This window comes from candidate division WOR-3 bacterium (assembly GCA_039801905.1).
GTDB lineage: Bacteria > Hydrothermota > Tepidihabitantia > Tepidihabitantales > JBDRVQ01 > JBDRVQ01.
Window position 1 is genome coordinate 17,020 of sequence record JBDRVQ010000002.1, and the last position, 23,154, is coordinate 40,173.

Below are 23,154 nucleotides of genomic sequence, written 5' to 3' on the forward strand. Positions count from 1 at the left end.
TATGATTGAAATTGGTTGTTGCGGCTTTCCGGTAAGCCGAGCGCTATACTACAAGACTTTTAATTGTTGCGAAATCCAAGTTACTTTCTACACATTTCCCAATCTCTCCCTTTTGGAAAGATGGCGCCGGGAAGCCCCACCCGGTTTTTCCTTCATCTTAAAAGCATCCCAATTGCTCACCCATCCCCCTTCTTCTCCCACCTACAAACGCTTCCAACCCTCTTCTTTTCCCTTTCCCCTTAACGAAAAAAATTTAGGTTTCTTCCGTTTAACCAAAGAGACTAAAGCCGCCTGGGAGGAGACAAGAAAGAGGGCAGAAGTCCTAAAGGCAGAGATGATTATCTTTCAAACCCCACCCTCCTTCTCCGAAGAAGGAGAAAATGTCAAAAATATCTATTCCTTCTTCTCCAAAATTGACCGGGGAGATTTAACCTTAGTCTGGGAAGCGAGAGGAAAGTGGCAGGATAAAACCTTAAAGAAAATCTCTCGGGAATTGAAATTGATTTTAGCCTTTGACCCAATGGTGAAACTGCCCATTTCTGGTCTCTTTCAAAAAAGAGGCAAAAACCCTTGTGCCTTTTATTTCCGTCTCCACGGCGGAAAAGGCTACCGTCATAAATTTTCTAAGGAAGAGTTAGAAAGAATTGCCCAGGAGGCAATTTCCCGAAAGAACGGTTATATTATGTTTAATAACATTACAATGTTTGAAGACGCAAAAAGAATGAAGAAGATAATGGAGGAACTCTCTAATGAATTACGAGAAAATAAAAGATGAGATTTTACGATTAAAGAGAGAGAAGGGGGCGGTCATTTTAGTTCACAATTACCAAAGACCCGAAATCTACGAAGTCGCTGACTTTATCGGTGATTCCCTTGACCTTTCTCTGCGGGCAAAGGAGACCGAAGCGAAAATTATCATCTTCTGCGGTGTCCACTTTATGGCGGAGACCGCTAAAATTCTAAATCCCCAAAAGATTGTTCTGATGCCCGATATTAATGCTGGTTGTCCGATGGCGGATATGGTGAGTAAGGAAGCACTTTTAAGAAAAAAGGAGGAGATTGGGGATTGTCTTATTGTCTCTTATATTAATACCACTGCGGAGGTGAAGGCGGAATCGGATATCATTTGCACCTCCGCCAACTGCGTGAAAGTCGTTCAATCCCTCCCGGTGGAAAAAAAGATTCTTTTTGTCCCAGATAAAAACTTAGCCCTTTATGTTGCCCAGGAGACCGGAAGGGAAAATATCATCCCCTGGGAAGGTTTCTGTTATGTTCATGCCCTTTGGTTTGAGCCCGAAGATGTAGACAATGCCCGAGTGAGATACCCAGAAGCAAAAATTCTTTGCCATCCGGAATGTCGACTTGAGGTCTTAAAAAAGGCGGATTATGTCGCCTCCACCAGCGGTATGGTTCGTCTCAGTAAGGAATTGCCGGAAGTCGTCTTAGGAACCGAAGTCGGTTTAGTAAACCGAATAAAAAGGGAATACCCGGGGAAAAAGTGCTACCCCTTGAAGGAAAGTGCCATCTGTGCCAATATGAAAAAGACAACCTTGGAGAAGGTTCTTATTTCTCTAACCGAGATGAAATATCCGATTGAGGTGGCGGAAGAAGTTCGGTTCAGAGCGCAAAAAGCCTTAGAGCGGATGTTTGCTGTGCGATGAAGATTGCTCTGGCTCAGATCAATCTCACCGTTGGTGATTTTATAAATAACCAGGAAAAGATTTTAGCCAGGATCAATTCGGCAAAGAAAGAGAGATGTGAGATTATCGTCTTTCCGGAATTAGCAACCACTGGTTACCCACCCCAAGACCTCCTTTTCCGAGAAGACTTCATCACCGCCAATTGGCAACTCGCCCAAAGGATTATTAAAGAGAGTAAAGGGATCGGTATCGTTTTCGGGTGTGTGGAATGGGAGAAGAGAAAGTTCTCTCATCCGGATAGATCATTCTCTCCCTTCTTCCCAGGTGTCCTTTACAATTCTGCCCTCTTTGCCTACAATCAAAAGATTATCAGCCGGATAAGAAAAATCAACCTTCCTTCTTACGACGTCTTTGATGAAAAGCGATATTTCCAACCCGGAAACAAGATAAGGGTATTAAAATTTATCGGGAGAAAAATTGGGATTAATATCTGTGAAGATATCTGGGTGGAAAATGGGGTTTTAGAGAAGCAAAAATCTCTCGGTGCGGAGATAATAATTAACATCTCTGCTTCCCCATTTTATATTGGAAAATACGAAAGAAGAAAAGAGATGTTAAGGGAAAAGGCTAAGAAAAATCAGGTTTATCTTATCTATTGCAATTTGGTTGGTGGCCAGGATGATTTAATATTTGATGGGGGCAGTTTTGTCTTTACTCCGGAAGGTAAATTGATTGCCTGCGGCAAGAGGTTTGAAGAAGATTTGGTCATTTTCTCTTTGGAGGAAAAGGAAAAAGAAGAAAAAGAGTGGCGCGTGGAGGAAGAGGTAGTGGCAGCTCTCGGACTGGGTCTAAAAGATTATTTACAAAAAAACGGTTTTAAGAAGGTCTGCTTGGGAATCTCCGGTGGTATTGACTCGGCGATTACTGCTGCCTTGGCGGTAAAGGCACTGGGGAGGGAAAGTGTCTTAGGGGTGATTATGCCCGGTCCTTATACACCAAAGTCCTCCCGTCGGGATGCCGAGTTGGTAGTAAAGAATCTCGGTATCTCTTATTGGGAAATAGATATTAGAGAGATCTATAACTCATACTTAAAAACCCTAAAAAGATTCTTAAAGAAAGAAAGGGAAGTTGATACTACCTGGGAAAATATCCAAGCCCGGATCCGAGGAAATATCCTAATGGCAATTTCCAATAAATTCGGCCACTTAGTCCTCTCCACCGGCAATAAATCGGAAATGGCGGTTGGCTATACCACCCTTTACGGCGATATGGCGGGTGGCTTAGCCATCATCGCTGATTTGCCGAAGTCACTAATTTACAAAGTGGCTCATTATCTCAATGAGACCTCAGAAAGAGAAGTAATCCCTAAGAGAATCGTCACCAAACCCCCTTCTGCGGAATTGAGACCGAATCAAAGGGATGAAGATGACCTTCTCCCCTATTCCCTCCTTGACGAAATCCTTCGTCTCTACATTGAAGAGAATTTCTCTCCCCCTCAGATTATAAAGAGAGGGTTTAAGAAAGAAGATGTGGAGAGAGTGGTGCGATTAGTGAACAAAAATGAGTACAAGAGAAGACAGGCACCTCTCCCCTTAAAAATTACTCACAAGGCATTCGGCTTTGGTCGCCGTATGCCTATCACCAATAAATTTATCTAAAGATCTCCCTCCTTTTAGGGAGAAAGAGGTTGCGCAATGCCCGGATTTTTAACTCTTATAGCGCCGGGTTCCGTATTCAATCAGGTCGCGGAGTGCCTTCGGGTCCGAAGAGTTAGCGAGAGCGGTTTCATAGTTAATCTTTCCCATCTTGTATAATTCCGCCAGATAGGCATCAAATGAGATACTACCTTCGGCACTGGAGGTCTGAATCGCCGATGGTAAATGTTCAATCTTTTTCTCTCGGATGAGGTTTTTCACCGCGGGGGTTGCCATCATTATCTCAAAAGCGGCAATCCTACCTTTCCCTTCCGCCCGCAAAAGGAGTCTTTGGGAAAAGACCGCCAAAAGGGAGATAGAAAATTGGATTCTGATCTGGTCGCGAATTTCCGGGGGGAAGATATCAATAAATCTAGTGACGGTTTCCGGAGCATTAGTAGTGTGAAGGGTGCCAATTACTAAATGTCCGGATTCCGCAGCCCAGACTGTTGCCTCCGCGGTTGCCAAATCCCGAATCTCGCCGACCAGAATCACATTGGGATTAGAACGCAAGCCCTTCATTATCGCCTCGCGGAAGGAGGAGACATCCGTTCCTACTTCCCTCTGGGTAATGATTCCTGCCTTATGGTCGTGGATGAATTCAATCGGATCTTCAATCGTGAGCACATGTCTCGGTGAATTTAATATGTAGTCAATAAAGGTGGCTTGGGTTGTCGTCTTACCAGAACCAGTGGGACCAGTTACCAAAATCAGACCGTGGGGCCGATCTAAAAGAAATTTAATCTTCGGAATGAGATGGGGGAGAAAACCAATCTCCTCAAAAGTCATAATCTTTCTGGGAATGAGACGGAGAGCTAAACCGAAGTATCCCTTTTGTTTATAGATAGCAACCCGAAAACGAGCGATATTTTTATAATTGAAAGCAAAATCGCCACCGCCGCCATCCTCAATCTGCACCCTGAGATGTTTTGCCTGGCGCGAAACGATGTCCTTAAAACGGGAGGTAATTTCTGGGGTTAACGCAGCAGCGCCATCAATTGGATAGAGTTTGCCATCAATTCTTAAAGTTGGTGGCCGCCCCACCGTTAAATGGATATCCGAGGCGTTGACCTCAATACACCGTGCTAAAAGGGAATCTAAATACTCTTCTTCATTCATAACACACCTATTACCTTATACTTAATAATTAAGTATACCCTACTTTTAATAAAAGTCAAGGAACTTTTCTCATACTTAAACTTTCTCATCTCTTTAACATTAATAATAATTTTGATAAAAGTCAATAGTCCATTGACTTTTTCCCGAAACTAAATAAAATGGCTTATGAGAAAACTATTTTTTACTTCGGAATCGGTAACCGAGGGACATCCGGATAAAATCTGTGACCAAATTTCCGATGCGGTCTTAGACGATATATTAAGACAAGACCCCTACGGTCGGGTCGCTTGTGAAACTTTTGTGACAGTTGGTCTTGTAATTGTCGGTGGGGAAATCACAACCCACGGCTGGGTTGACTTACAGAAATTGGTCCGTTCCCTATTGAAGGATATCGGGTATACCGACACGCGCTACGGGCTCTCTGCGGAAAATTGCGCCATCCTTAATGCCATCGGCACCCAATCACCCGATATCGCCATCGGTGTTGATAAAGGGGGTGCTGGAGACCAAGGGCTGATGATTGGCTATGCCTGCCGGGAGACACCAGAATTGATGCCCCTTCCCATCACCTTAGCCCACAAACTAACCCGAAGATTAGCCGAGGTCCGAAAAAAGAAAATTCTTTCCTATCTCGGTCCGGATGGGAAATCCCAAGTGACGGTTGAATACCGAAATGGAAAACCAGTTCGGGTTGACAAAGTGGTAATTGCCGCCCAGCATACCGAAGAGGCATTAGACCGGAGGGGCGAGAGGTTTTCTAATTGGGCAAAAGAAGAGATAATTGAGAAGGTAATCAAAGCGGTAATCCCCGAGGAATATTTGGACCGGAAAACAAAATATTATATTAACGAAACCGGTAGATTCATTATTGGCGGTCCCCAATCTGATACCGGAATGACCGGTCGGAAGATAATCGTTGACACCTATGGGGGAAAGGTGCGCCACGGTGGCGGTGCCTTCTCCGGTAAGGATCCGACCAAGGTTGACCGGAGCGCTTCCTATTTTGCCCGCTATGTGGCAAAAAATTTGGTAGCCGCGGGCTTAGCGGACGAGTTGGAATTGAGTCTCGCCTATGTGATTGGCCATTCCGAACCGCTCCATATCACCATTAACACCTTCGGCACCGGCAGAATTCCGGAAGAAGAAATTTTGAAAGTTATAAAAAAACTCTTTGACTTCACTCCCTCGGGCATTATTGAAAAATTGAATCTCCGCCGACCAATCTACCTCCCAACCGCCTGCTACGGCCATTTCGGGCGGGAAGAGAAGAACTTCACTTGGGAGAAGTTGGATATGGTAAAAGAGATTAGAAGATTGGTTGGCATATAATAAAATTATGGAATATCACATAAGAGATATAAAATTGGCGGAGAAGGGAAGAAGGCGAATTGAATGGGCAGAGAGGTTTATGCCCGTTTTGAAATTGATCCGCCAGCGGTTCGCGAAAGAGAAGCCATTAAAGGGAATAAAGATCTCTGCCTGCCTCCACATCACCACCGAGACCGCCAATCTTGCCCGAACCCTAAAAGCCGGGGGTGCGATTTTAACCCTTTGTGCCTCCAACCCTCTTTCCACTCAGGATGATTGCGCCGCCGCCTTGGTCAAATACGACAGGATTCCGGTCTTTGCCCTCCGGGGGGAAGACCGAAAGACCTATTACCAACATATCCTAATTGCCCTTGACCAAAGACCAAACCTCACCATTGATGACGGTGCGGATTTAGTCTCAACCCTCCACCAGAAGAAAGGGGAGATTTCTGTCTTTGGGGGAACCGAAGAGACAACCACCGGTGTCATCCGGCTGAAAAATATGGAAAGGGAAGGGGTCTTACGCTACCCAATAATCGCCGTGAATGACTCTTTGACGAAGTTTATGTTTGATAATCGCTACGGCACCGGTCAATCAACAATTGATGGGGTTTTAAGAGCGACCAATTTCCTCTTAGCAGGAGCGACGGTTGTTGTCTGTGGCTACGGGATGTGCGGCAAAGGAATCGCCTTAAGGGCAAGGGGGATGGGTGCCTCAGTGATTGTCACCGAAGTTGACCCGATCCGGGCATTAGAAGCGAAGATGGATGGTCTTTTGGTTATGCCCCTGAAAAGAGCTGCCCCGATTGGTGACCTATTCATCACCGCCACCGGTGATATAAACGTGATAAGGGAAGAGCATCTCCTTCTAATGAAAGATGGGGCAATCATCTGTAACGCTGGTCACTTTGATGTGGAGATTGACAAAAAGGGACTTAACCGGTTAACTATCCGAAAAAGGGAAGTAAGGAACTCTTGTACCGAATATACCCTCCGGAATGGAAGAAGGCTCTACCTCTTAGCCGAAGGGAGATTGGTTAACCTCTCCGCAGCGGAAGGGCATCCCGCACTGGTTATGGATATGTCCTTCGCCAATCAGGCTTTGGCTTGTGAATATCTCGTTAAGAACCATAAGAAATTGGAAAATAGAGTCTATAAATTGCCTTATGAGATTGATTGCGAAATTGCCCGGTTGAAATTGAAATCAATGGGCGTAAAGATCGACTCCTTGACTAAGGAGCAGAAAGACTATATTACCGCTTGGCAATTGGGAACTTAAAAAAGATAACACCCTTAGTCATCTTCCTCTTCGCCTTTTTCTGGCGTCTTCTTTATCTGTTTCAAGCGAAGGCGAATGACCCCCTCTTCTTCCATCCCCAAATGGACCCGTTATACCACCACCAGATGGCAATCTCCATCTTGAAAGGTGGCTGGTTAGCTGAGAAGGGCTTTTTTCGGGCACCTCTTTACCCTTATTTCCTGGCTCTCATCTATAAAATATTTGGGATCAACCTCCTAATTCCCAGAATCATCCAAGCCCTGATCGGTTCGGCTAGTTGCCTTTTAATTTATCTCATCGGCAAAAAAATCTTCTCCCCAAAAGTTGGTACGATCGCGGGCTTAGTGGCTACTCTCTATCCCCTCCTCATCTATTTTGACGGCGAACTCCTCCTCACCAACCTCCTAATCTTTTTAACCCTTCTCGGATTTTTCCTCTTTCTAAAAGAGAAAATCTTCCTTTCCGGTCTCTCCTTTGGCTTCGCCGCTATCACCCGACCGAATATTTTACTTTTTCTCCTTATTTTATTCATTATAAAATTAAAAGAGATAAAAAAACTTCTTCCTTTTTTTCTCGCCGTTATCTTACCTATCATTCCGGTCACCATCCATAACTACATCAAAGAAAAAGATCTTATCCTCATCGCCTGGCAGGGTGGGATAAACTTTTATATTGGTAATAACCCCGAAAGTGACGGAATGACCGCCATCATCCCTGGGACAAGGGGAAGTTGGTGGGGTGGGCTTTATGATGCAAAAAGGATTGCCGAAGAAGAGACCGGAAGGGAATTAAAACCGTCTGCGATTGACCGGTTCTGGTTTAAGAAAGGTTTAGAATTTATTCTGAAAAATCCCCAAAAATCTCTCCCCCTCTTTTTAAGAAAACTATATCTCTTCTTCTCCGGTTATGAGATTTCCAACAATCGGGACATTTACCTCTTCTCCCAATTCACCTACCTCAAATATCTAATCCAGAAACTACCCTTCTTCCAATTTCCCTTCGGTCTCCTCTTTCCCCTTTCTCTAATCGGTATCTACTTCGCTCTGAGAGAGAAGAGAAAAGATTTATCCCCCTTCTATCTCTTCTTAATTACCTATCCCCTTTCCTTCATCCTCTTCTTTGTCACCGCCCGTTACCGGATGGCTTTAATTCCGATTCTCATCCTCTTCGCTGCTTACGGCTTTTGGGGAATAATGAAAAAAGACCGAAAACCGATCTTCTTCCTCTTCCTCCCCTCTTACCTTCTTTTCAATGCCGACCTCTACAAAGTCTCCTCCCCTAACTTAGGTCAATCCTACACCACCATCGCCCTGGCAAAAAAAGAGGCAAAAGATAATCATTCCGCCTTCCAGTATGCCTTAAAGGCGCTAAAAGAAGATTCCTTATGGATTGAAGCCTACAACCTGATCGGTGTGATTTTTACCGAAATGGGGCAATTGGCAGAGGCAGAAGAGGTATTAAAAAAATCCCTCAGTATTAACCCCTACCTTCCCGAAACTTACCACAACTTAGGAAATCTCCATTACGCAAAAGGGGAAAGAGAGAAGGCAAAGGAATACTACGAGATCGCCTTAAAACTTGACCCCCATTCCGCTCGCACCTACAATAATTTGGGAAACCTCTACTTAGAAGAAGGTAAGATAAGAGAAGCATTGCTCCTTTACGAAAAGGCATACTATTTAGAACCACTATTTGATATTGCCCTCTTCCATCTTGGTTTAGCCCATTACTACTTGGGCGAAAAGGAAAAGGCGCATTCCCTCTGGCGAAAGGTCTTAGAGATTAATCCGGAAAATAAATTGGCAAAATCCGCCCTTTACGAATTAAAATAAAATTATTTTAACTTCAACAACTTTTTTACCCGAGAGCCATTAAAAGATAGGAAATAAATACCCGATGCCGTTCTTCTTCCGAAGGAATCTTTTCCGTCCCAGAAGAGCCGGTAGGTCCCGGCTTTCCCTCTTTTCCCAATTAACTCCCTGACCAGCCGGCCGTTTCCATCATAAATAGAAAACTTTACCTCCGATTCCCGGGAAAGAGAATAAAAGATAGAAATCGTCTGCGAAGTTGGATTAGGAAAGATAAGAAACCTTTCTCCGACGGTCGCAAGCGAATTCTTTTCTTTAATGGAAACAAAAGGCGTTGGTAAGTAATGGTAACCCAAATCAATCCTATCCGTATCATAAACCGTATCACTTCTTGTTGTCCAACGGTGAATTAGAGAATCAAGATTCAAGGGAGAGGTCATCAAAAGAGTATCACCAGCATCAACACAAGGACTCTCTTCCGGTTGCCCAGCAGCAATCTGACTTAAATAATACTCACCAGAAGGTCCCGAAACAAATAAGGGGTCAAGAGAAAAAGCATGCGGTCCGGGTCGGCAGGCATAATAATTATTCGGTAGATTTCCCCAAACATCGTTATAGTCAAAAATTAAAGTATCAAGAGTATCCGGTTGACAAGCAATCCCTCCCCCATAAGGAACAATACCCGTAGCGATATTTCCCACAATGATATTATTCTTAATCACCGAACTCTTACTGCTTTTCACATAAATCGCTCCCCCATAAGGGATTGCTGTGGAACACATATTGGCAAAAAAGGTATTATTAAAAACCAAAGCATTTGCCGAATCAATATACAAGGCACCACCATAAGCAAAACCACCAGTTGTCGCCCCAGCCCGATTCCGCACAAAGAGATTGGAAAAGACAACCGGCATCCCCCCAATCAAACACAAAGCACCACCATACCAAAAACCACCACCCGCCGTATCAGCAATCACATTCTCCAAAAAATAATTCTGATAAAAAACTCCCGAACCCGTACAATAGATACCACCGCCGTAACGCCAACCACCACCACCCGGACGCTCAATCTTATTCTGAGCGATTAAATTATAAGCAAAAGTTGGTGAGCCATCCGCATAAACCCCACCACCATAACCAAGAGCAGTAACAGTATTACCAACAATCCGATTCTCAAAAAATGTTGGACTTCCCCGACAGAAAATGCCCCCTCCGTAACCATAAAGACCACTCACCCGACCATTAGTAATAGTAAAACCGCGAATTACAGTAGCCGGCGTATAAACCATCGCATTCATCGTGATCACCCGAGCGGTATCGTTACCGTTAATAATCGTTACCTCCTGACCACCTTCACTCAAAAGCACAATCCTATCCCGGTTGGGCCAAAGGATATTCTCATAATAAATCCCCGGTGCCACCAAAACGGTATCACCACTCAAAGCCCCGTTCAATCCGGATTGAATCGTAAGCGAATCCCCCGGTACCCGAATCACGCGGGGATAGAGAAAAGAAAAGAAGAAAAAAAGAAAAAGAGATAACCTCTTCATTTTCCCTCCAACGCCTTTCTCTAAGACCCAAATTATACAAAGTTCACCAAAATAGTCAAATGGCGAGATAGATTATAGTTGACATTTCCCAAAAATCACCTATAATATAATAAAAAAGAAGAGCAAAAGAATTTGATTAAATCCGAAAAGGGAGGGGTTTATTTTTATAAAAAGGGGTGTAGCATACAGGGGATGGTATCGGAGACCTAATTTTTAGCCTAATTGGGGCTCTAATAAATACCTTAAACCTTCGCTTAATCCACCTATTAAATAAAGGTTTAATCACCATATAAAATGGGGGTTTAATCCCTATAATAATGGAAGGCTTAATCCGAAACCTAATTCCCTACCTAATCCCAGTGCTAACCAAGAATCTAATTGAGTAAATAATCTTCCGCCTAATTCTATCTCTTATTAATAGATTAATCCAGAGAGTAAAAGAAAGAGTAAGTTGACTTCTCTCCTTTTTCTTTTACTCTTACTCTATGAATCAATATAAAGAATTACTCAAAGAAATTGCCCCTTATAATCTCCACCGAATGAAACTTAATCCGAAAAAAGCCTGCCTCTTAGTTATTGATATGCAGAATGATTTCTTAACCCCAGGTTCTGAGGTCTATATTCCAGAAGGAGAGGCAATTATCCCCAATATCAAAAAACTCCTTACTCTCTTCCGAAAGAAAAGATTACCCGTAATTTATACTGCCCACGTTCACAAAAACCCAAAAGTTGATGGTGGGATGACTGCGGAATGGTGGCCCGAATTAAAGGCGGGTCGGGTATTAAAAGCCGGGAGTAAAGGGGCGGAGATTCACCCAGCACTAAAACCAAAGGATGAGTTAGTTATTTATAAACATCGCTACTCCGCTTTTTATAATACTAATTTAGAAATCTGCCTTCGGGGTTTAAAAGTAACGGATTTGGTCATTACCGGGGTGATGACGAATATCTGTTGTGAATCAACTGCTCGGGATGCCTTCTTTCGGGACTTTCGGGTATTCTTCTTAGCCGATGCCACCGCCAGCCCTTTTCCTGAACTCCATCTTGCTACCTTAAAGAATTTAGCCTATGCCTTCGCTTACATCACAACCACCGAAGAGATTATCCAAGTAATAAAATAAATTTTAGTTGACCGCATCTCTTTTTTCCTGTATAATTGAGTTTACTTAAAATGATTAAACTTCTTCTTGGTGATGAAGCCTGTGCCCGAGGCGCCTATGAGGCGGGTTGCCGGGTTGCTGCTGCCTATCCCGGAACACCTTCCACCGAAATCCTTGAGGCACTCGCAGAATATAAAGATGTTTATTGTGAATGGTCAACCAATGAGAAGGTTGCCTTAGAGGTTGCCTTTGGTGCCGCTAATGCTGGTGCGCGCTCTCTGGTGGCGATGAAGCATGTTGGCTTAAATGTTGCCGCTGACCCATTATTTTCTTCGGCTTATATTGGTGTGAAGGCGGGAATGGTAATTGTGACCTGTGATGACCCAGGCATGCATTCTTCCCAGAATGAACAGGATAACCGGTTTTATGGCTTAATGGCGAAAATTCCTGTGCTTTGCCCTTCGGATTCTCAGGAGGTGAAGGATTTTACAAAACTTGCCTTTGAAATCTCCGAGCAGTTTGAAATTCCCGTAATTTTAAGGATGACCACCCGGGTCGCCCATTCTAAATCACCGGTAAAACTGGAAGAAAGGGTTGAAGTTCCAATTAAGGGTTATAACTCTGAGGTCTGGCGGACCAATCTTTTGCCCCAATTTGCCCGCAGACGCCATATCACTCTGGAAGAAAAGTTAGAGAAATTGACGGAGTATGCGGAGAGTACCCCAATCAATCGGTTTGAAGAGGGGAAAAGAAGTTTTGGGATTATTGCCGATGGGGTTGCGTATCTTTATGCCAAGGAGGTCTTTCCCAATGCCTCTTTCTTAAAGTTGGGGATGGTCTATCCCTTCCCGAGGAATTTGGTTAAAAATTTTGCCCAAAAGGTAAGAAAGGTTTATGTGGTAGAAGAGGTTGACCCGTTCTTAGAGATTTTGGCAAAAGCAAATGGAATTAAAGTTTTCGGCAAGGAGTTCTTGCCCCGCTGGGATGAGTTGAATCCCTTTATTGTCCGTAATGCCCTCTCTAAGAAGAAAAAGGAAGTAAAAAGGGAAGAGGTTATTCCGCGACCACCGGCTCTCTGCCCGGGTTGTCCCCACACCGGAATCTTTTATCTCTTACAGCGAAAGAATTTAATTTTAACGGGCGATATTGGTTGTTATACCCTTGGTGCCTTGGCACCCCATAAGGCGATGGATACTTGCATCTGTATGGGTGCCTCAATCACCTTTGCCCACGGCGCTGATAAAGCATTAGGGAAAAATGACTCCCGGCGGATTGTTGCTTTAATTGGTGATTCTACTTTTTTCCATATGGGTGTGCCCGGTTTGATTAATGTCGGGTATAATAAGGGAAATGTCATTACGATTGTCTTTGATAATCGGACAACCGGGATGACCGGTCATCAGGACCATCCGGGAACCGGCAGAACCTTGATGGGTGAAGAGACGAAGATAATCAAAGTGGAAGATGTTGCCCGCGCCTGTGGGATTGAAAAAGTTTACACCTTAGACCCTTATCAAATTAGGGAGAATCGGAAATTATTTCGGGAGATATTGGCTCAAGAAGGGCCGGCGGTGGTCGTCTCTTCTCGCCCCTGCGCCCTTTTGGTGCCGAGGAAGGAAGCAAAAAGGGTTATCGCTGATTTGTGTAGTGGTTGTAAGTTATGTTTACAGTTGGGTTGTCCCGCGATTATGTTTAAGGAAGAAAAAGCGGTAATTCAAGATGCCTTCTGTGTCGGTTGCGGAATGTGCCAGGAGTTATGCCAGAAAGGGGCAATTGTATGAGGGTGGTAGATGTCAATTGGGAAAATGTTGATGATTTCATTATGGTCTGTATCCCGGAGGCAAAAAGGAATCACCCTGCATTTCAAGAAGGCTGGCGGATTAAGAAAGATTATCTAAGAAATCGTTTGGCAAAGAATCTTCCTTGCGGGAAGATTGCCTATTTGGGAGACGAACCGGTGGGGATGATTCAATTTCTTCCTCAGGAGGAGGCGATTGAAATTCAATGCATATTTGCTTCTAAATATCAAGGTCAGGGGATTGGCACAAGTCTATTGAAAAATCTAATTACTGACTTGCAAAAGCCTCTCCCCTATCTAAATCATAAGACCCCAAGGGGAATTTTTACCTACGCCTTTGAAACCGGTGCCGGTTATCCCCAACACCTCTTTTACCAAAAAAATGGGTTTAAACCAGTCTCTCAGGAAAACCCTTATTTACTTTACTTCCCATTAGAAAAAGATTGGGTTTATGAACCACCTTTGGAAAAAGAATACCGACCTCTGCCGGAAGATAAAAACCAGGCAATAATCTTCTATCAACCAAACTGTCCCTGGTCAATCTATTTTACGGAAATGACCGAAGAAAAAATAAAAGAGGTAGCAAAGGACATTCCGATAAGAAGGATAAATCGGGAAGAAGAGAAGGAGGAGGTAGCAAAAAGGGGAAATGTCCCCTACCTTCTGGTAAACGGCAAGCCGATAAGAACTTTTGTTTTAGACCAAGAGAATTTTCTTAAAGAGGTAAGGGAGGCTTGGCAGGGATGAAAAAAGATAGTAATACCAATATTATTATCTGTGGGACCGGAGGGCAAGGGATTTTATTACTCTCTGACCTTTTAGGTTCGGTCGCCTTAAAGGAAGGTTTGGATATAAAAAAGAGTGAAGTGCACGGGATGGCGCAAAGAGGTGGCAGTGTCATTACCCATTTGCGATTTGGCGAAAAGGTCTATTCCCCATTAATTGAAGAAGGGACCGCCCATTTTCTCATTTCCTTAGAAAAGTTAGAGGCATTAAGATATCTCCATTTCCTTTCGCCCAAGGGAATTTTAATCTCTGACACCTTAGAGATTGAACCTTTGCCCGCTTTAATCGGTGAAATGGAATACCCCAAAGATATTGAAACTCGGATAAAGGAGAGATTAAAGAAGGTTTATTTTATTCCTGCCTTTCAGGTGGCAAAGGAATTGGGTGAGCCGAGAGTGCAGAATATGGTGATGCTCGGTTTTTTGTCTAATTTCTTGCCCTTTAAGGAAGAAACCTATCAAATGGCAATTAAAGAGTTGGTAAAAGAAAAATTTTGGGAAATAAATTTTCAAGCCTTAGAAAAGGGTAAAAGCCTGGCAAAAAGGAGATAAAGATGAAACGCTATCTTCTCGGCGCGATTTTTCTCGCGTTTTTAATCTGCCCAATTTATGGGGCATTTCGTTCCCATTATTCTATGGGACAAACTTATCCCTTTACGCCGCTTCCTGATGCTTCCGCCCACTTAATCTCTTTCTCCAATGGTTTTATGATTGATACCCGTTTTGGGGAACCGAATTTGCCAGAAAACCTAAAAATTCTGGAGCAAGAAGGTAAAATTTACCACATCATTCAGTTTAAGGAGCCGGTGCGAAAAGATTTCTTACGAGAACTGGAAAGATTTGGGATTAAGACTCTTGGTTATCTTCCCTATTATGCGGTCTTAGCGAAGATTGATGGGAAAGAAAAGGAAATCATCGCTTCCCTTCCTTTCGTCAATTGGGTTGGAATTTTCCAGCCAGCATATAAGATTCAGGATGTGCTTCTCAGTGCCCAGGGAATAAAAGAGATCGCGATTCAGGTGACGCCTGGGGAAGAGATTTTTCCCATCGTGAATTTGATAAAAGAGAGGGGTGGTCAGATTGATGAAATTATGGTTACAGAATTCGGTAAGACAATCAAGGCGACTGTTGATGCGGAGATGATTCCGGCCATTGCCCATTTACCCGAAGTTTTATGGCTCCAGGAATGGACTGAACCAACCGTTTGCAATGATAATTGTCAGTGGGTTGTCCAGACCGGTTGGCGGGCTACCGCTCCTCCCCAAAATGATACCATCGCCCGTCGAGTTTGGACCAGAGGCGTAAGGGGCGAGAGAGTAATCCTTTCTACTACTGATACCGGATTGAACATCACTGGACCCGGACATGATATGTTCCGAGACCCGAATCTACCAGTGACCCCACCCGGAGTTTGGCCCACCCACCGCAAGGTCGTTGCCTATAAGGTCTACGGCACAAATAATACAACCGAAGACCTTTATCACGGTAGCCATGTTAACGGCACAGTCGCAGGAGATGATTCCATAAATGGTGGCACAAGTTATTACGATGGAATGGCGATAAAGGCGCGTCTTTATTTTGTTGATGTGGAAAGGTCTGGTAGTCTTAATGTGCCGAACGATTTAACCACAGTTTGGGACACAGTCTATGCCGGTCGGGGATTACCCGATTCCCTCCGGCCGATAACCCAACACTCTGGCAGTTGGGGTTGGTCTAACTCCTCTGGCACCTATCTATTGCAGGATGCTTCAACTGATGCCTTTTCCTGGCTCAATAAAGACTTTCTTAACATTATGGCTGCGGGTAACGAATCAAGTAGAAGAAGGATTAGGAATCCGGGGATTGCCAAAAATGTGATCACTGTTGGTGCCTTAAATAACGGCACAGGTTCTAACACCATCGCTAGTTTCTCTTCCCGGGGACCGACTCAGGACAACCGGATAAAACCAACCGTCTGTGCCCCGGGAGTAAATCTCTGGTCAGCAAACCGTACTGGAACCAATTCCTATCAGCAGATGTCTGGAACAAGTATGGCAACACCCGCAGTTAATGGTGCGGTTGGTCTAATGCGTTCTTATTTAAGGCAGGGTTATTATCCATCGGGCGAAGCCAACCTCTCTGATGCCCTTGATTACATCAGTGCCGCCTTATTGAGAGCAATGGCAATTGTTTCCGCGGACCCGAATGTTGGTTCTTATGTTGTTCCGGATAGTAATATCGGCTGGGGAAGAATTGATGTTGACTCGGTCCTTTACTTCACTGGGGACTTAAGAAAACTATATCTCAAAGACGATACATTTGGTCTCATAACCGGACAATATAAAGAAGAATTTTTCTCCGTTGATACTGCGATACCTTTAAGAATTGCTTTGGTCTGGACCGATACCGCAGCGGCTCCCAATGCCAATCCAACTTTGGTTAATGACCTAAACTTAGAAGTGACCGCTCCCAACGGCACCTATTACCGAGGAAATCAATACAGTGCTGGTCAATCTATCCCCAATCCGAGTAATTGGGATAACCGAAATGTGGAAGAGTGCGTTCGCGTTAACTCACCACTGACCGGTCTCTGGCGCATCCGGGTTTATGGTCAGCAGGTTAGAACCAGTCGTGCTCAACCCTTTGCCTTTGCCATCACCGGCGCGATCACCCCTTACCAACCGGATGTTGGTGTTCTTTCAATTATTGCTCCAACCGGACAGATTGATTCCGGAACCGTTGTCATTCCCAAAGCCGAAGTGAAAAACTTTGGTGAGCAAGCGGTAGATTTTAATGTGAAATTTACTATCGGTAATTTCTATGAGGAAGATACCTCAATCACCCTTAATGCCGGAATGATTGATACGGTGATTTTTCCACAATGGATTGCCGAGCCCCTTGGCGTCCATATCGTCAAATGTACCACCGAACTTATGGGTGATATTAACCCAGCCAATGACCTGATGGTTGATTCCGTAGAAGTAATACCCTATGTTGGCATCAAAGAGATGGGAAAAGTTAAGTCGCTAACGACCTTGAAAGGTATCACACCCAATCCCTTCTCTTCCCAGACCGCACTGGAATTTATCCTCGCCCCCGAAGAAGAAATTTCTTTGGCGATTTATAACTCCTCTGGCTCTTTAATCCGAAAAATTGCTGCAAAACCTAACTCAGGGGTCTATAAGATAATCTGGGATGGTACTGATAATGAAGGAAAGAAGGCTCCCGCGGGTATCTATTTCTTCTCTCTTAAAACCAGAGATCTCTCCTTAACCCGGAAGGTCTTAAAGATAAACAACTAATAAGAAAAAGGGGTAGGAAGAATTATTTGCTTCCTACCCCTCTAAATTTTTAGACATCAAAAATGACGGTTGCTTTATACTGGGAATCTTCTTTTTTAATCTGGAACATATGGTAGGTTGGGGTCTTTATCTCAATCTTCAAAGGATGCCTCTTCGGATCAAATTTCTCACCAGTAATTTTCGCTAAAAGGGAGTTTTTTTCCAGAGAAATCTTCTTAACCCTTTTGCCGACAAAGTATTCCGTAGCAAAAAGAAAGAGGAGTTCCCTTAACCAATCCATAAATAAATCTTCTAAGGATTCCGCAGTTATCTTTATCTCTCTCTCTTCTCGCTCTTCAATAATTTCAATATCAGTGATATTATCAAAAAGGGCATAAAGCCCATTGGCAAATAGTTCCTCCAAGTCTTTACCAAAGATTTCTACGCCTAAATCCGAAGTATGATTCAGATACCGGTATCTCATATCCCTTTTGCCAGAAGGGACTTGTATCTTTTGGCTAAAAGATAGTAACTCTCGGCTACCTTCTTAATCCAATTAACCTCTTCTGGTTTTACCTCTCTTTTCACCCGCGCCGGAATTCCGGCAACTAAGGTTCCGGCAGGCACAACAGAATCCTCCAAAAGGACACTGCCCGCGCCAACGATTGAATTCTTCCCGACCTTTACCCGATTTAATAAAATTGAACCCATTCCGATCATACACTCATCTTCAATTTGGCAGCCGTGCAGAATTGCCCGGTGCCCAACCGAAACTAAATCGCCAATGATTACCGGCGGTTCGCCTTCATCAACATGGATCATAGTCAAATCTTGAATATTGGTCATTTTCCCGATAATAATCCGATTGACATCCGCCCGAATTGTGGTACCAAACCAAATGCTTGATTTCTCTCTTATCTCACAATCGCCAATGATTATGGCGTTGGGCGCAATAAAGACATCTTCTCCAATTTTTGCCTTCTTCTCATAAAATGGATAAAGCATAATAGAATGATATTCAACTTCTTCTCTCTGTCAATCTTTCATGAGTTTTTACCGGTCTTCTCAGATAGTCCCACTCTAAAAATTATTGATTTTTTATTATCTTCAGTTAAAATTTAAGATATAAGGAGGAAATATGAAGAGGCTAATCTTTTTATCTATTATCTTTGGTATCTCCTTTGCCCGGATAATTGTTGTTCCGGATTCCGCACCAACGATTCAGGGTGGCTTAAATCTTGCCTTATCTGGGGATACGGTCTTGGTCAAGCCCGGCCAATATCGGGAGAATATCACTTGGCCCAATCGGGATGGGATTAAACTCTATTCTCTATCCGGTCCGGATTCCACAATCATCAATGGTGGTGGCAACGGACGGGTAATCAATATCCCTTCGGGAATTACCCGAGCAACGGAAATTCGTGGCTTCAAAATCATAGGGGGTAAAGCTAATTCCGGTGCCGGTATTTATGCCGGTGGTTCCCCAACTATTATCAGAAATAAAATTTGTAATAATACCTGCGCTGGTGGCCGAGATTATGGCGGTGGTATTTTTTGCTATTACGGCACTTCACCCTTAATCATCGGTAACGAAATTACCGATAATACCTGCTCGGATACCGCAACCTGGAATTATGGGGGCGGCATTTATGTTGATATGAACTCCACCGCGGAGATTTGCTATAACCTAATCGCCCGCAATACCTGCTCTCAGGGTTATTGGAACTACGGGGCAGGGATTTATGTTGACTTACGAGCCTCTCCCCTAATCTATCAGAATGTGATTAAAGAGAATATTAACACCCTTGGTGACCGAGGACACGGGGCTGGGATTTATGTTAGTTATCAGGCTAATGCTCTCATCTTCTCTAATCTTATTATTGATAACCGAAACACCTCTGGGTCTTGGAATTACGGTGGTGGAATTAAAGTTGATGGTAGGGCGAAAATTATTAATAATACAATAGCGGGAAATATCTGTTCGGGTGGCTATTGGGCTTATGGCGCCGGTATTTATATTGAAAGCGACACTTCCATCATCAAAAATAATATCATCGTTCAGAATAGTTCTACTCTTGGTTCCGGTATTTACAATAATGGCATAGTAATCAATCGCTATAATGACATCTGGAATAATATTGGTGGCAATTACTATGGCTGTTCTCCGGGACCGGGTGAAATTTCTTTAGACCCAATCTTTGTTAGTGGTCCCTATGGACCCTATTATCTCAGTCAGACTGCTGCTGGTCAACCGGTAAATAGCCCTTGTGTTGATGCTGGTGATACCTTATTGGGTACAACCCCATTAAATTTTGATTCGCTACTTCGCTCTTGGACGACCCGCACTGATTCCGTTCCGGACCTTTCGGTTTTAGATATGGGTTATCACTATCCCCGAACTCAACCTTATGTCGGAATTTCTTCCATCTCCTCTAAAACTCCCATCCCTTTCCAAGTCTTCCCCAATCCTTTTCGCCATTTTGTAAAATTCTCACCGCTAATGAAACCGGCTCCGGCTCAAATTGAAATAACTGATATCTCGGGGAAAATTGTCTATCAATCAGCCTCCTTTAACTATCTCTGGAAAGGCGTTAATAATTTAGGTCGGCCGCTACCGGCGGGCATCTACTTCTACCAAATTAGGTATAAGAATCGTAACCATTCGGGACGGCTGATAAAGATTGATTGACAAGGAATTTTTCCAGAATAAAATACAGGTATGGAAAAGCAATTGTTAGAGATTGAAGGATTTAAGGTTGGGGAACCTCTATTCTTAAAGAACTTAATTCTCTTCCCTCTCACTAATGGGAATAAAGACTTCGGAAGGGTAGAAATTCTTTCGGAGGCAAAAGAAAAGAAGCATATTGAAGTCCGGGAATTGGCTTCTCCCAAGATTGATACCGTAATTATTAAAAATAAATCTCCCCACCGGGTTTTCGCCTTAGACGGCGAAGGAATTATTGGTGCCCTTCAAGACCGGGTGATAAATACCTCCGCCTTAATTGCGGAAAAGAGCGAAATAGAAATTCCGGTCAGTTGTGTGGAAGAGGGGCGTTGGAGTGGCAGTCACGAGTTCCTGAGGGCGCGAACAATTTCTTATCCTTCTTTACGGGCAATTATCTGTTCTACGGTCTCTTCTTCTCTCCATAAGACAAAAAAATTTGCAACCGACCAAAACCAGATTTGGAGTAGTATCAAAAAGAAAATAGAGAGTTTTAAGATTACTTCCCGTACCTCTTCTCTTAGGGACATCTATTCTTCTTTCCGAAGACATTTAGAAAGTTATCAAGAAGAAGTTGCATTTCTTAAAGACTTAAATGGCCTCTTGGTCTTTGCTGGCGGCAGACTTCTCTGTCTTGATCTATTTGCGAATAAGAAATTATTTAACAAATTGAAAGACCAACTCATTACCAGTTACGCCCTTGATGCCTTAGAGATAAAAACCTCTGCTCCTCCCCGGGTCGGTGAGGCAAAAAGATTATTCCGAGAGATAAAAGAAGCAAAGGTTAAAACTTTCCCTTCTTTTTCTTTGGGAGATGAGATAAGATTTGAGACAAAAGACCTCATCGGCCGGGGCTTAGTATTCAATAACTCTCTTTTCCATCTCTCCGCTTTCCCAAAGATTAATTGACGTCTTTCATCAAAATAAAACCTTACCATTATTGAGATGGAAATTTTATCGATAATGGGAATATTTTTCGTATTTATTCTTCATACCTCTTATATACCTCACCGCCAATCCGTTCTTTCTTTACCAATTTCATTGTAGGAAAGGAAGTAATTATGCAAAGTAGAAATAGCCCTTAAAAAGCAATCTAATATTTCATATTATATTCCTCTCCGGTATCATTCGGTCCAACCGGTATTGATCTCTATTTCCATTAGTGTATAACAAAAAGTCCCTCTTGAAGAAAGCCTGCCGTGATGCAACAAATCAATCTCCGTATAGCCAATCGGGCTTTCTTTTGCTTTGTAAAATAACTCTCCACCGGGATTTGCTTTTTGATCGGGATGTGGCTTATATCGCCATTTTAACCTTGTATACTTTTTGAGGATATTTATGATTATAAAGATTCCCTCCGGTAGTTTTAGTATGGGGGAGTCTATATCTTTTTCCGCCTGAGTCGGTAAGATTACTTTTGATGAAAACCGCTCTCTTGCCAAGAGAAAAAAAATTATTATAATAAAAAGTTAAAACGGGAGGAAAAATGGATATTCAAAGAGTAGGTGTCATTGGCGCCGGTACGATGGGTGCCGGAATTGCTCAGGTATTTTCTTTTTACGGCTATAAGGTCATCCTCATTGACCTTGACCAAAAATTCCTGACCCGGGCTCTCAATACGATTGAGGGTGGATTAAAGCGAATGCTGGAGAAGGGAAAGATTTCGGAAGCCAAATTAAAGGAGACGATGGCAAATATCACCTCGACTACCGATGATACTCAACTAAAAGATTGTTCGATTGTCGTGGAAGCGGTAGTGGAAGATGTGGGCGTGAAGAAGGAGGTTTTCAAAAGATTAGACTCCATCCTCCCTCCTTCCTCTCTCATCACCTCTAACACCTCCACAATTTCCATCACTACCTTGGCCGCTGCCACTTCCCGGCCGGAGAAGGTCTGCGGAATGCACTTTATGAACCCCGTGCCGGTAATGCAATTAGTAGAAGTGATTAAAGGTTTACAAACCGCGGAGGAGACAATCCAAATCGTGGTTAATTTGGCAAAGAAGTTGGAGAAGACCCCGGTCGTAGTTAACGACTCCCCCGGCTTCGTCTCCAACCGCATTCTCCTTCCGATGATCAACGAAGCCATCTATTGCCTCTATGAAGGAGTGGCAACCAAGGAAGCGATTGACACGGTGATGAAATTGGGAATGAATCACCCCATGGGACCGCTCCAACTGGCTGATTTAATTGGTCTTGACATCTGTCTGGCAATCCTTAATGTTCTATATCAAGACCTGGGAGACCCGAAATATCGTCCTTGTCCCCTCTTGAAGAAAATGGTTGCCGCTGGTTATTTGGGTCGGAAGACAAAAAAGGGATTTTATGAGTACGGGTAAAAGGTTTGCGTATAAGATACAAGTCTTAGAAGTCCACCTCAATCCGATTCTCACTTTAGCCCGCTGGAAGATCACGGATGAGAGCGGTAATGTCTATAAAGAGTTCCAAGAGATTATTAACTATCTTAATCGTTTGGGAGAAGAGGGATGGGAGTTGGTTGATTGTATATCGGGTTCAGACCAGCAGGGAACAATCACCAAAGTTTTGATGTTCTTCAAAAAGGAGAAGCAAGATGGTTTTTAATCCCATAGATTTATCCCTTCTCTTTTTAGTTTCCACCGCCGCCGGTATCCAATTCCTGCGGGGAAAAAATAATTTCTCACTCCTCTTCTTTGAAACCTTGGCGGTAATTGGAGCGGGCAAAATTGCCTATGATGCCGCAAAGTTACACTATCCTTTTGGCCTCTTCTTTTTCCCGACTCTCGTCATCTTTCTCATTCTGGCACGCCTCCTTTGGGGATTCTTCCCTTTCTCCTTAGGCACATTTGAAGTAATCTTTAGCTTCTTCTTCGGCATCGTTTGGGGTTGGGCATTCGGTTTCGGCATCGTCCGCTCGCTCTTTCCCCTCATCCAAAAAAACCCGACCCTGCTCCAAATGCTCGTCAAATCCTGGATGGCTTCGCAGATTGTCTCTCTTGGTTTTATCCGAGAATTTCTCGCTCTCCTTGTCCAAGCGAAATATCACAACCTGCCCGCTAAATACTAAATTGTAAAATGCGCTCTTGACAGAAAACCATATCCCTTTATAATAA

The 23,154-nt window shown here is 43.5% G+C and carries 20 protein-coding genes; 16 read left to right on the forward strand and 4 right to left on the reverse strand.

Features of this window, described 5'->3' with window-relative positions; all coding sequences use genetic code 11:
• Position 1: 1 nt before the first annotated feature.
• From ABIL00_00630 to ABIL00_00640, 3 genes are read left to right on the forward strand one after another with little or no spacing between them, the layout of a single operon-like run.
• The gene (locus tag ABIL00_00630; protein ID MEO0109270.1) at positions 2 to 775 is read left to right on the forward strand and encodes a DUF72 domain-containing protein; all 774 of its coding nucleotides are present in this window, start codon (positions 2 to 4) and stop codon (positions 773 to 775) included.
• Positions 750 to 1,661 carry a quinolinate synthase NadA gene (nadA, locus tag ABIL00_00635; protein ID MEO0109271.1) on the forward strand — a complete coding sequence of 304 codons (912 nt, stop codon included), beginning with the start codon at positions 750 to 752 and terminating at the stop codon, positions 1,659 to 1,661. Before ABIL00_00630 ends, nadA begins: the two co-directional genes overlap by 26 nt.
• On the forward strand, positions 1,658 to 3,298 hold the full coding sequence (locus ABIL00_00640) for an NAD+ synthase (protein ID MEO0109272.1): 1,641 nt from the start codon (positions 1,658 to 1,660) through the stop codon (positions 3,296 to 3,298). Before nadA ends, ABIL00_00640 begins: the two co-directional genes overlap by 4 nt.
• Positions 3,299 to 3,346: 48 nt before the next feature.
• Here the strand turns inward: ABIL00_00640 and ABIL00_00645 are convergent, their stop codons facing one another.
• Complete coding sequence (locus ABIL00_00645; GenBank protein MEO0109273.1) at positions 3,347 to 4,453, reverse strand: PilT/PilU family type 4a pilus ATPase; 1,107 nt, start codon at positions 4,451 to 4,453, stop codon at positions 3,347 to 3,349.
• A 165-nt stretch (positions 4,454 to 4,618) separates the two neighbouring features.
• Between ABIL00_00645 and metK the strand changes: the two genes are divergently transcribed.
• From metK to ABIL00_00660, 3 genes are read left to right on the forward strand one after another with little or no spacing between them, the layout of a single operon-like run.
• Positions 4,619 to 5,782: a methionine adenosyltransferase gene (gene metK / locus ABIL00_00650; protein ID MEO0109274.1), complete on the forward strand. Its 1,164-nt coding sequence runs from the start codon at positions 4,619 to 4,621 to the stop codon at positions 5,780 to 5,782.
• A 7-nt stretch (positions 5,783 to 5,789) separates the two neighbouring features.
• Entirely contained in the window at positions 5,790 to 7,040 is a 1,251-nt protein-coding gene (gene ahcY, locus ABIL00_00655) for an adenosylhomocysteinase (protein ID MEO0109275.1), read from the forward strand.
• Positions 7,022 to 8,872 carry a tetratricopeptide repeat protein gene (locus ABIL00_00660; GenBank protein MEO0109276.1) on the forward strand — a complete coding sequence of 617 codons (1,851 nt, stop codon included), beginning with the start codon at positions 7,022 to 7,024 and terminating at the stop codon, positions 8,870 to 8,872. Before ahcY ends, ABIL00_00660 begins: the two co-directional genes overlap by 19 nt.
• Positions 8,873 to 8,874: 2 nt before the next feature.
• Here the strand turns inward: ABIL00_00660 and ABIL00_00665 are convergent, their stop codons facing one another.
• A complete protein-coding gene (locus tag ABIL00_00665; GenBank protein MEO0109277.1) occupies positions 8,875 to 10,398 on the reverse strand; it encodes a FlgD immunoglobulin-like domain containing protein in 1,524 nt (507 codons plus the stop codon).
• Between the two features lie 485 nt (positions 10,399 to 10,883).
• On the opposite strand from ABIL00_00665, the gene ABIL00_00670 reads away from it, so the two are divergent.
• The 5 genes from ABIL00_00670 to ABIL00_00690 are packed head-to-tail and all read left to right on the forward strand — an operon-like array spanning position 10,884 to position 17,362.
• Positions 10,884 to 11,519 (forward strand): isochorismatase family protein, encoded by a 636-nt coding sequence (locus tag ABIL00_00670; protein ID MEO0109278.1) that lies wholly within the window; start codon positions 10,884 to 10,886, stop codon positions 11,517 to 11,519.
• Between the two features lie 50 nt (positions 11,520 to 11,569).
• Complete coding sequence (gene iorA / locus ABIL00_00675; GenBank protein ID MEO0109279.1) at positions 11,570 to 13,279, forward strand: indolepyruvate ferredoxin oxidoreductase subunit alpha; 1,710 nt, start codon at positions 11,570 to 11,572, stop codon at positions 13,277 to 13,279.
• The gene (locus tag ABIL00_00680) at positions 13,276 to 14,043 is read left to right on the forward strand and encodes a GNAT family N-acetyltransferase (GenBank protein MEO0109280.1); all 768 of its coding nucleotides are present in this window, start codon (positions 13,276 to 13,278) and stop codon (positions 14,041 to 14,043) included. The genes iorA and ABIL00_00680 overlap by 4 nt, the downstream gene beginning before the upstream one ends.
• Positions 14,040 to 14,633 carry an indolepyruvate oxidoreductase subunit beta gene (locus ABIL00_00685; protein ID MEO0109281.1) on the forward strand — a complete coding sequence of 198 codons (594 nt, stop codon included), beginning with the start codon at positions 14,040 to 14,042 and terminating at the stop codon, positions 14,631 to 14,633. Before ABIL00_00680 ends, ABIL00_00685 begins: the two co-directional genes overlap by 4 nt.
• Positions 14,634 to 14,635: 2 nt before the next feature.
• Positions 14,636 to 17,362, forward strand: coding sequence for a S8 family serine peptidase (locus ABIL00_00690; protein ID MEO0109282.1), 2,727 nt, complete (start codon positions 14,636 to 14,638; stop codon positions 17,360 to 17,362).
• 49 nt (positions 17,363 to 17,411) lie between these two features.
• On the opposite strand, the gene ABIL00_00695 is transcribed toward ABIL00_00690, so the two are convergent.
• The gene (locus ABIL00_00695; protein MEO0109283.1) at positions 17,412 to 17,825 is read right to left on the reverse strand and encodes an archease; all 414 of its coding nucleotides are present in this window, start codon (positions 17,823 to 17,825) and stop codon (positions 17,412 to 17,414) included.
• Positions 17,822 to 18,346, reverse strand: coding sequence for a gamma carbonic anhydrase family protein (locus ABIL00_00700; protein ID MEO0109284.1), 525 nt, complete (start codon positions 18,344 to 18,346; stop codon positions 17,822 to 17,824). The genes ABIL00_00695 and ABIL00_00700 overlap by 4 nt, the downstream gene beginning before the upstream one ends.
• A 133-nt stretch (positions 18,347 to 18,479) precedes the next feature.
• Here ABIL00_00700 and ABIL00_00705 point away from each other — a divergent pair, with 133 nt between their 5' ends.
• From ABIL00_00705 to ABIL00_00725, 5 genes are all read left to right on the forward strand, one after another.
• The gene (locus ABIL00_00705; GenBank protein ID MEO0109285.1) at positions 18,480 to 20,030 is read left to right on the forward strand and encodes a right-handed parallel beta-helix repeat-containing protein; all 1,551 of its coding nucleotides are present in this window, start codon (positions 18,480 to 18,482) and stop codon (positions 20,028 to 20,030) included.
• 30 nt (positions 20,031 to 20,060) lie between these two features.
• The gene (locus ABIL00_00710) at positions 20,061 to 20,972 is read left to right on the forward strand and encodes a DUF6569 family protein (GenBank protein MEO0109286.1); all 912 of its coding nucleotides are present in this window, start codon (positions 20,061 to 20,063) and stop codon (positions 20,970 to 20,972) included.
• 577 nt (positions 20,973 to 21,549) lie between these two features.
• On the forward strand, positions 21,550 to 22,401 hold the full coding sequence (locus tag ABIL00_00715) for a 3-hydroxybutyryl-CoA dehydrogenase (GenBank protein MEO0109287.1): 852 nt from the start codon (positions 21,550 to 21,552) through the stop codon (positions 22,399 to 22,401).
• A complete protein-coding gene (locus ABIL00_00720) occupies positions 22,388 to 22,645 on the forward strand; it encodes a DUF4177 domain-containing protein (protein ID MEO0109288.1) in 258 nt (85 codons plus the stop codon). Before ABIL00_00715 ends, ABIL00_00720 begins: the two co-directional genes overlap by 14 nt.
• A complete protein-coding gene (locus ABIL00_00725) occupies positions 22,635 to 23,108 on the forward strand; it encodes a hypothetical protein (protein ID MEO0109289.1) in 474 nt (157 codons plus the stop codon). Before ABIL00_00720 ends, ABIL00_00725 begins: the two co-directional genes overlap by 11 nt.
• Positions 23,109 to 23,154 lie beyond the last annotated feature (46 nt).

Coding starts and splice junctions, on each gene's coding strand:
- ABIL00_00680 (MEO0109280.1), top strand. CDS start 13,276: ATGAGGGTGGTAGATGTCAATTGGGAAAATGTTGATGATTTCATTATG.
- ABIL00_00665 (MEO0109277.1), bottom strand. CDS start 10,398: ATGAAGAGGTTATCTCTTTTTCTTTTTTTCTTCTTTTCTTTTCTCTAT.
- ABIL00_00725 (MEO0109289.1), top strand. CDS start 22,635: ATGGTTTTTAATCCCATAGATTTATCCCTTCTCTTTTTAGTTTCCACC.
- ABIL00_00685 (MEO0109281.1), top strand. CDS start 14,040: ATGAAAAAAGATAGTAATACCAATATTATTATCTGTGGGACCGGAGGG.
- ABIL00_00705 (MEO0109285.1), top strand. CDS start 18,480: ATGAAGAGGCTAATCTTTTTATCTATTATCTTTGGTATCTCCTTTGCC.
- ABIL00_00690 (MEO0109282.1), top strand. CDS start 14,636: ATGAAACGCTATCTTCTCGGCGCGATTTTTCTCGCGTTTTTAATCTGC.
- ABIL00_00710 (MEO0109286.1), top strand. CDS start 20,061: ATGGAAAAGCAATTGTTAGAGATTGAAGGATTTAAGGTTGGGGAACCT.
- ABIL00_00700 (MEO0109284.1), bottom strand. CDS start 18,346: ATGCTTTATCCATTTTATGAGAAGAAGGCAAAAATTGGAGAAGATGTC.
- ABIL00_00640 (MEO0109272.1), top strand. CDS start 1,658: ATGAAGATTGCTCTGGCTCAGATCAATCTCACCGTTGGTGATTTTATA.
- ABIL00_00720 (MEO0109288.1), top strand. CDS start 22,388: ATGAGTACGGGTAAAAGGTTTGCGTATAAGATACAAGTCTTAGAAGTC.
- iorA (MEO0109279.1), top strand. CDS start 11,570: ATGATTAAACTTCTTCTTGGTGATGAAGCCTGTGCCCGAGGCGCCTAT.
- ABIL00_00630 (MEO0109270.1), top strand. CDS start 2: ATGATTGAAATTGGTTGTTGCGGCTTTCCGGTAAGCCGAGCGCTATAC.
- ABIL00_00695 (MEO0109283.1), bottom strand. CDS start 17,825: ATGAGATACCGGTATCTGAATCATACTTCGGATTTAGGCGTAGAAATC.
- metK (MEO0109274.1), top strand. CDS start 4,619: ATGAGAAAACTATTTTTTACTTCGGAATCGGTAACCGAGGGACATCCG.
- ABIL00_00645 (MEO0109273.1), bottom strand. CDS start 4,453: ATGAATGAAGAAGAGTATTTAGATTCCCTTTTAGCACGGTGTATTGAG.
- ahcY (MEO0109275.1), top strand. CDS start 5,790: ATGGAATATCACATAAGAGATATAAAATTGGCGGAGAAGGGAAGAAGG.
- ABIL00_00715 (MEO0109287.1), top strand. CDS start 21,550: ATGGATATTCAAAGAGTAGGTGTCATTGGCGCCGGTACGATGGGTGCC.
- ABIL00_00670 (MEO0109278.1), top strand. CDS start 10,884: ATGAATCAATATAAAGAATTACTCAAAGAAATTGCCCCTTATAATCTC.
- nadA (MEO0109271.1), top strand. CDS start 750: ATGAATTACGAGAAAATAAAAGATGAGATTTTACGATTAAAGAGAGAG.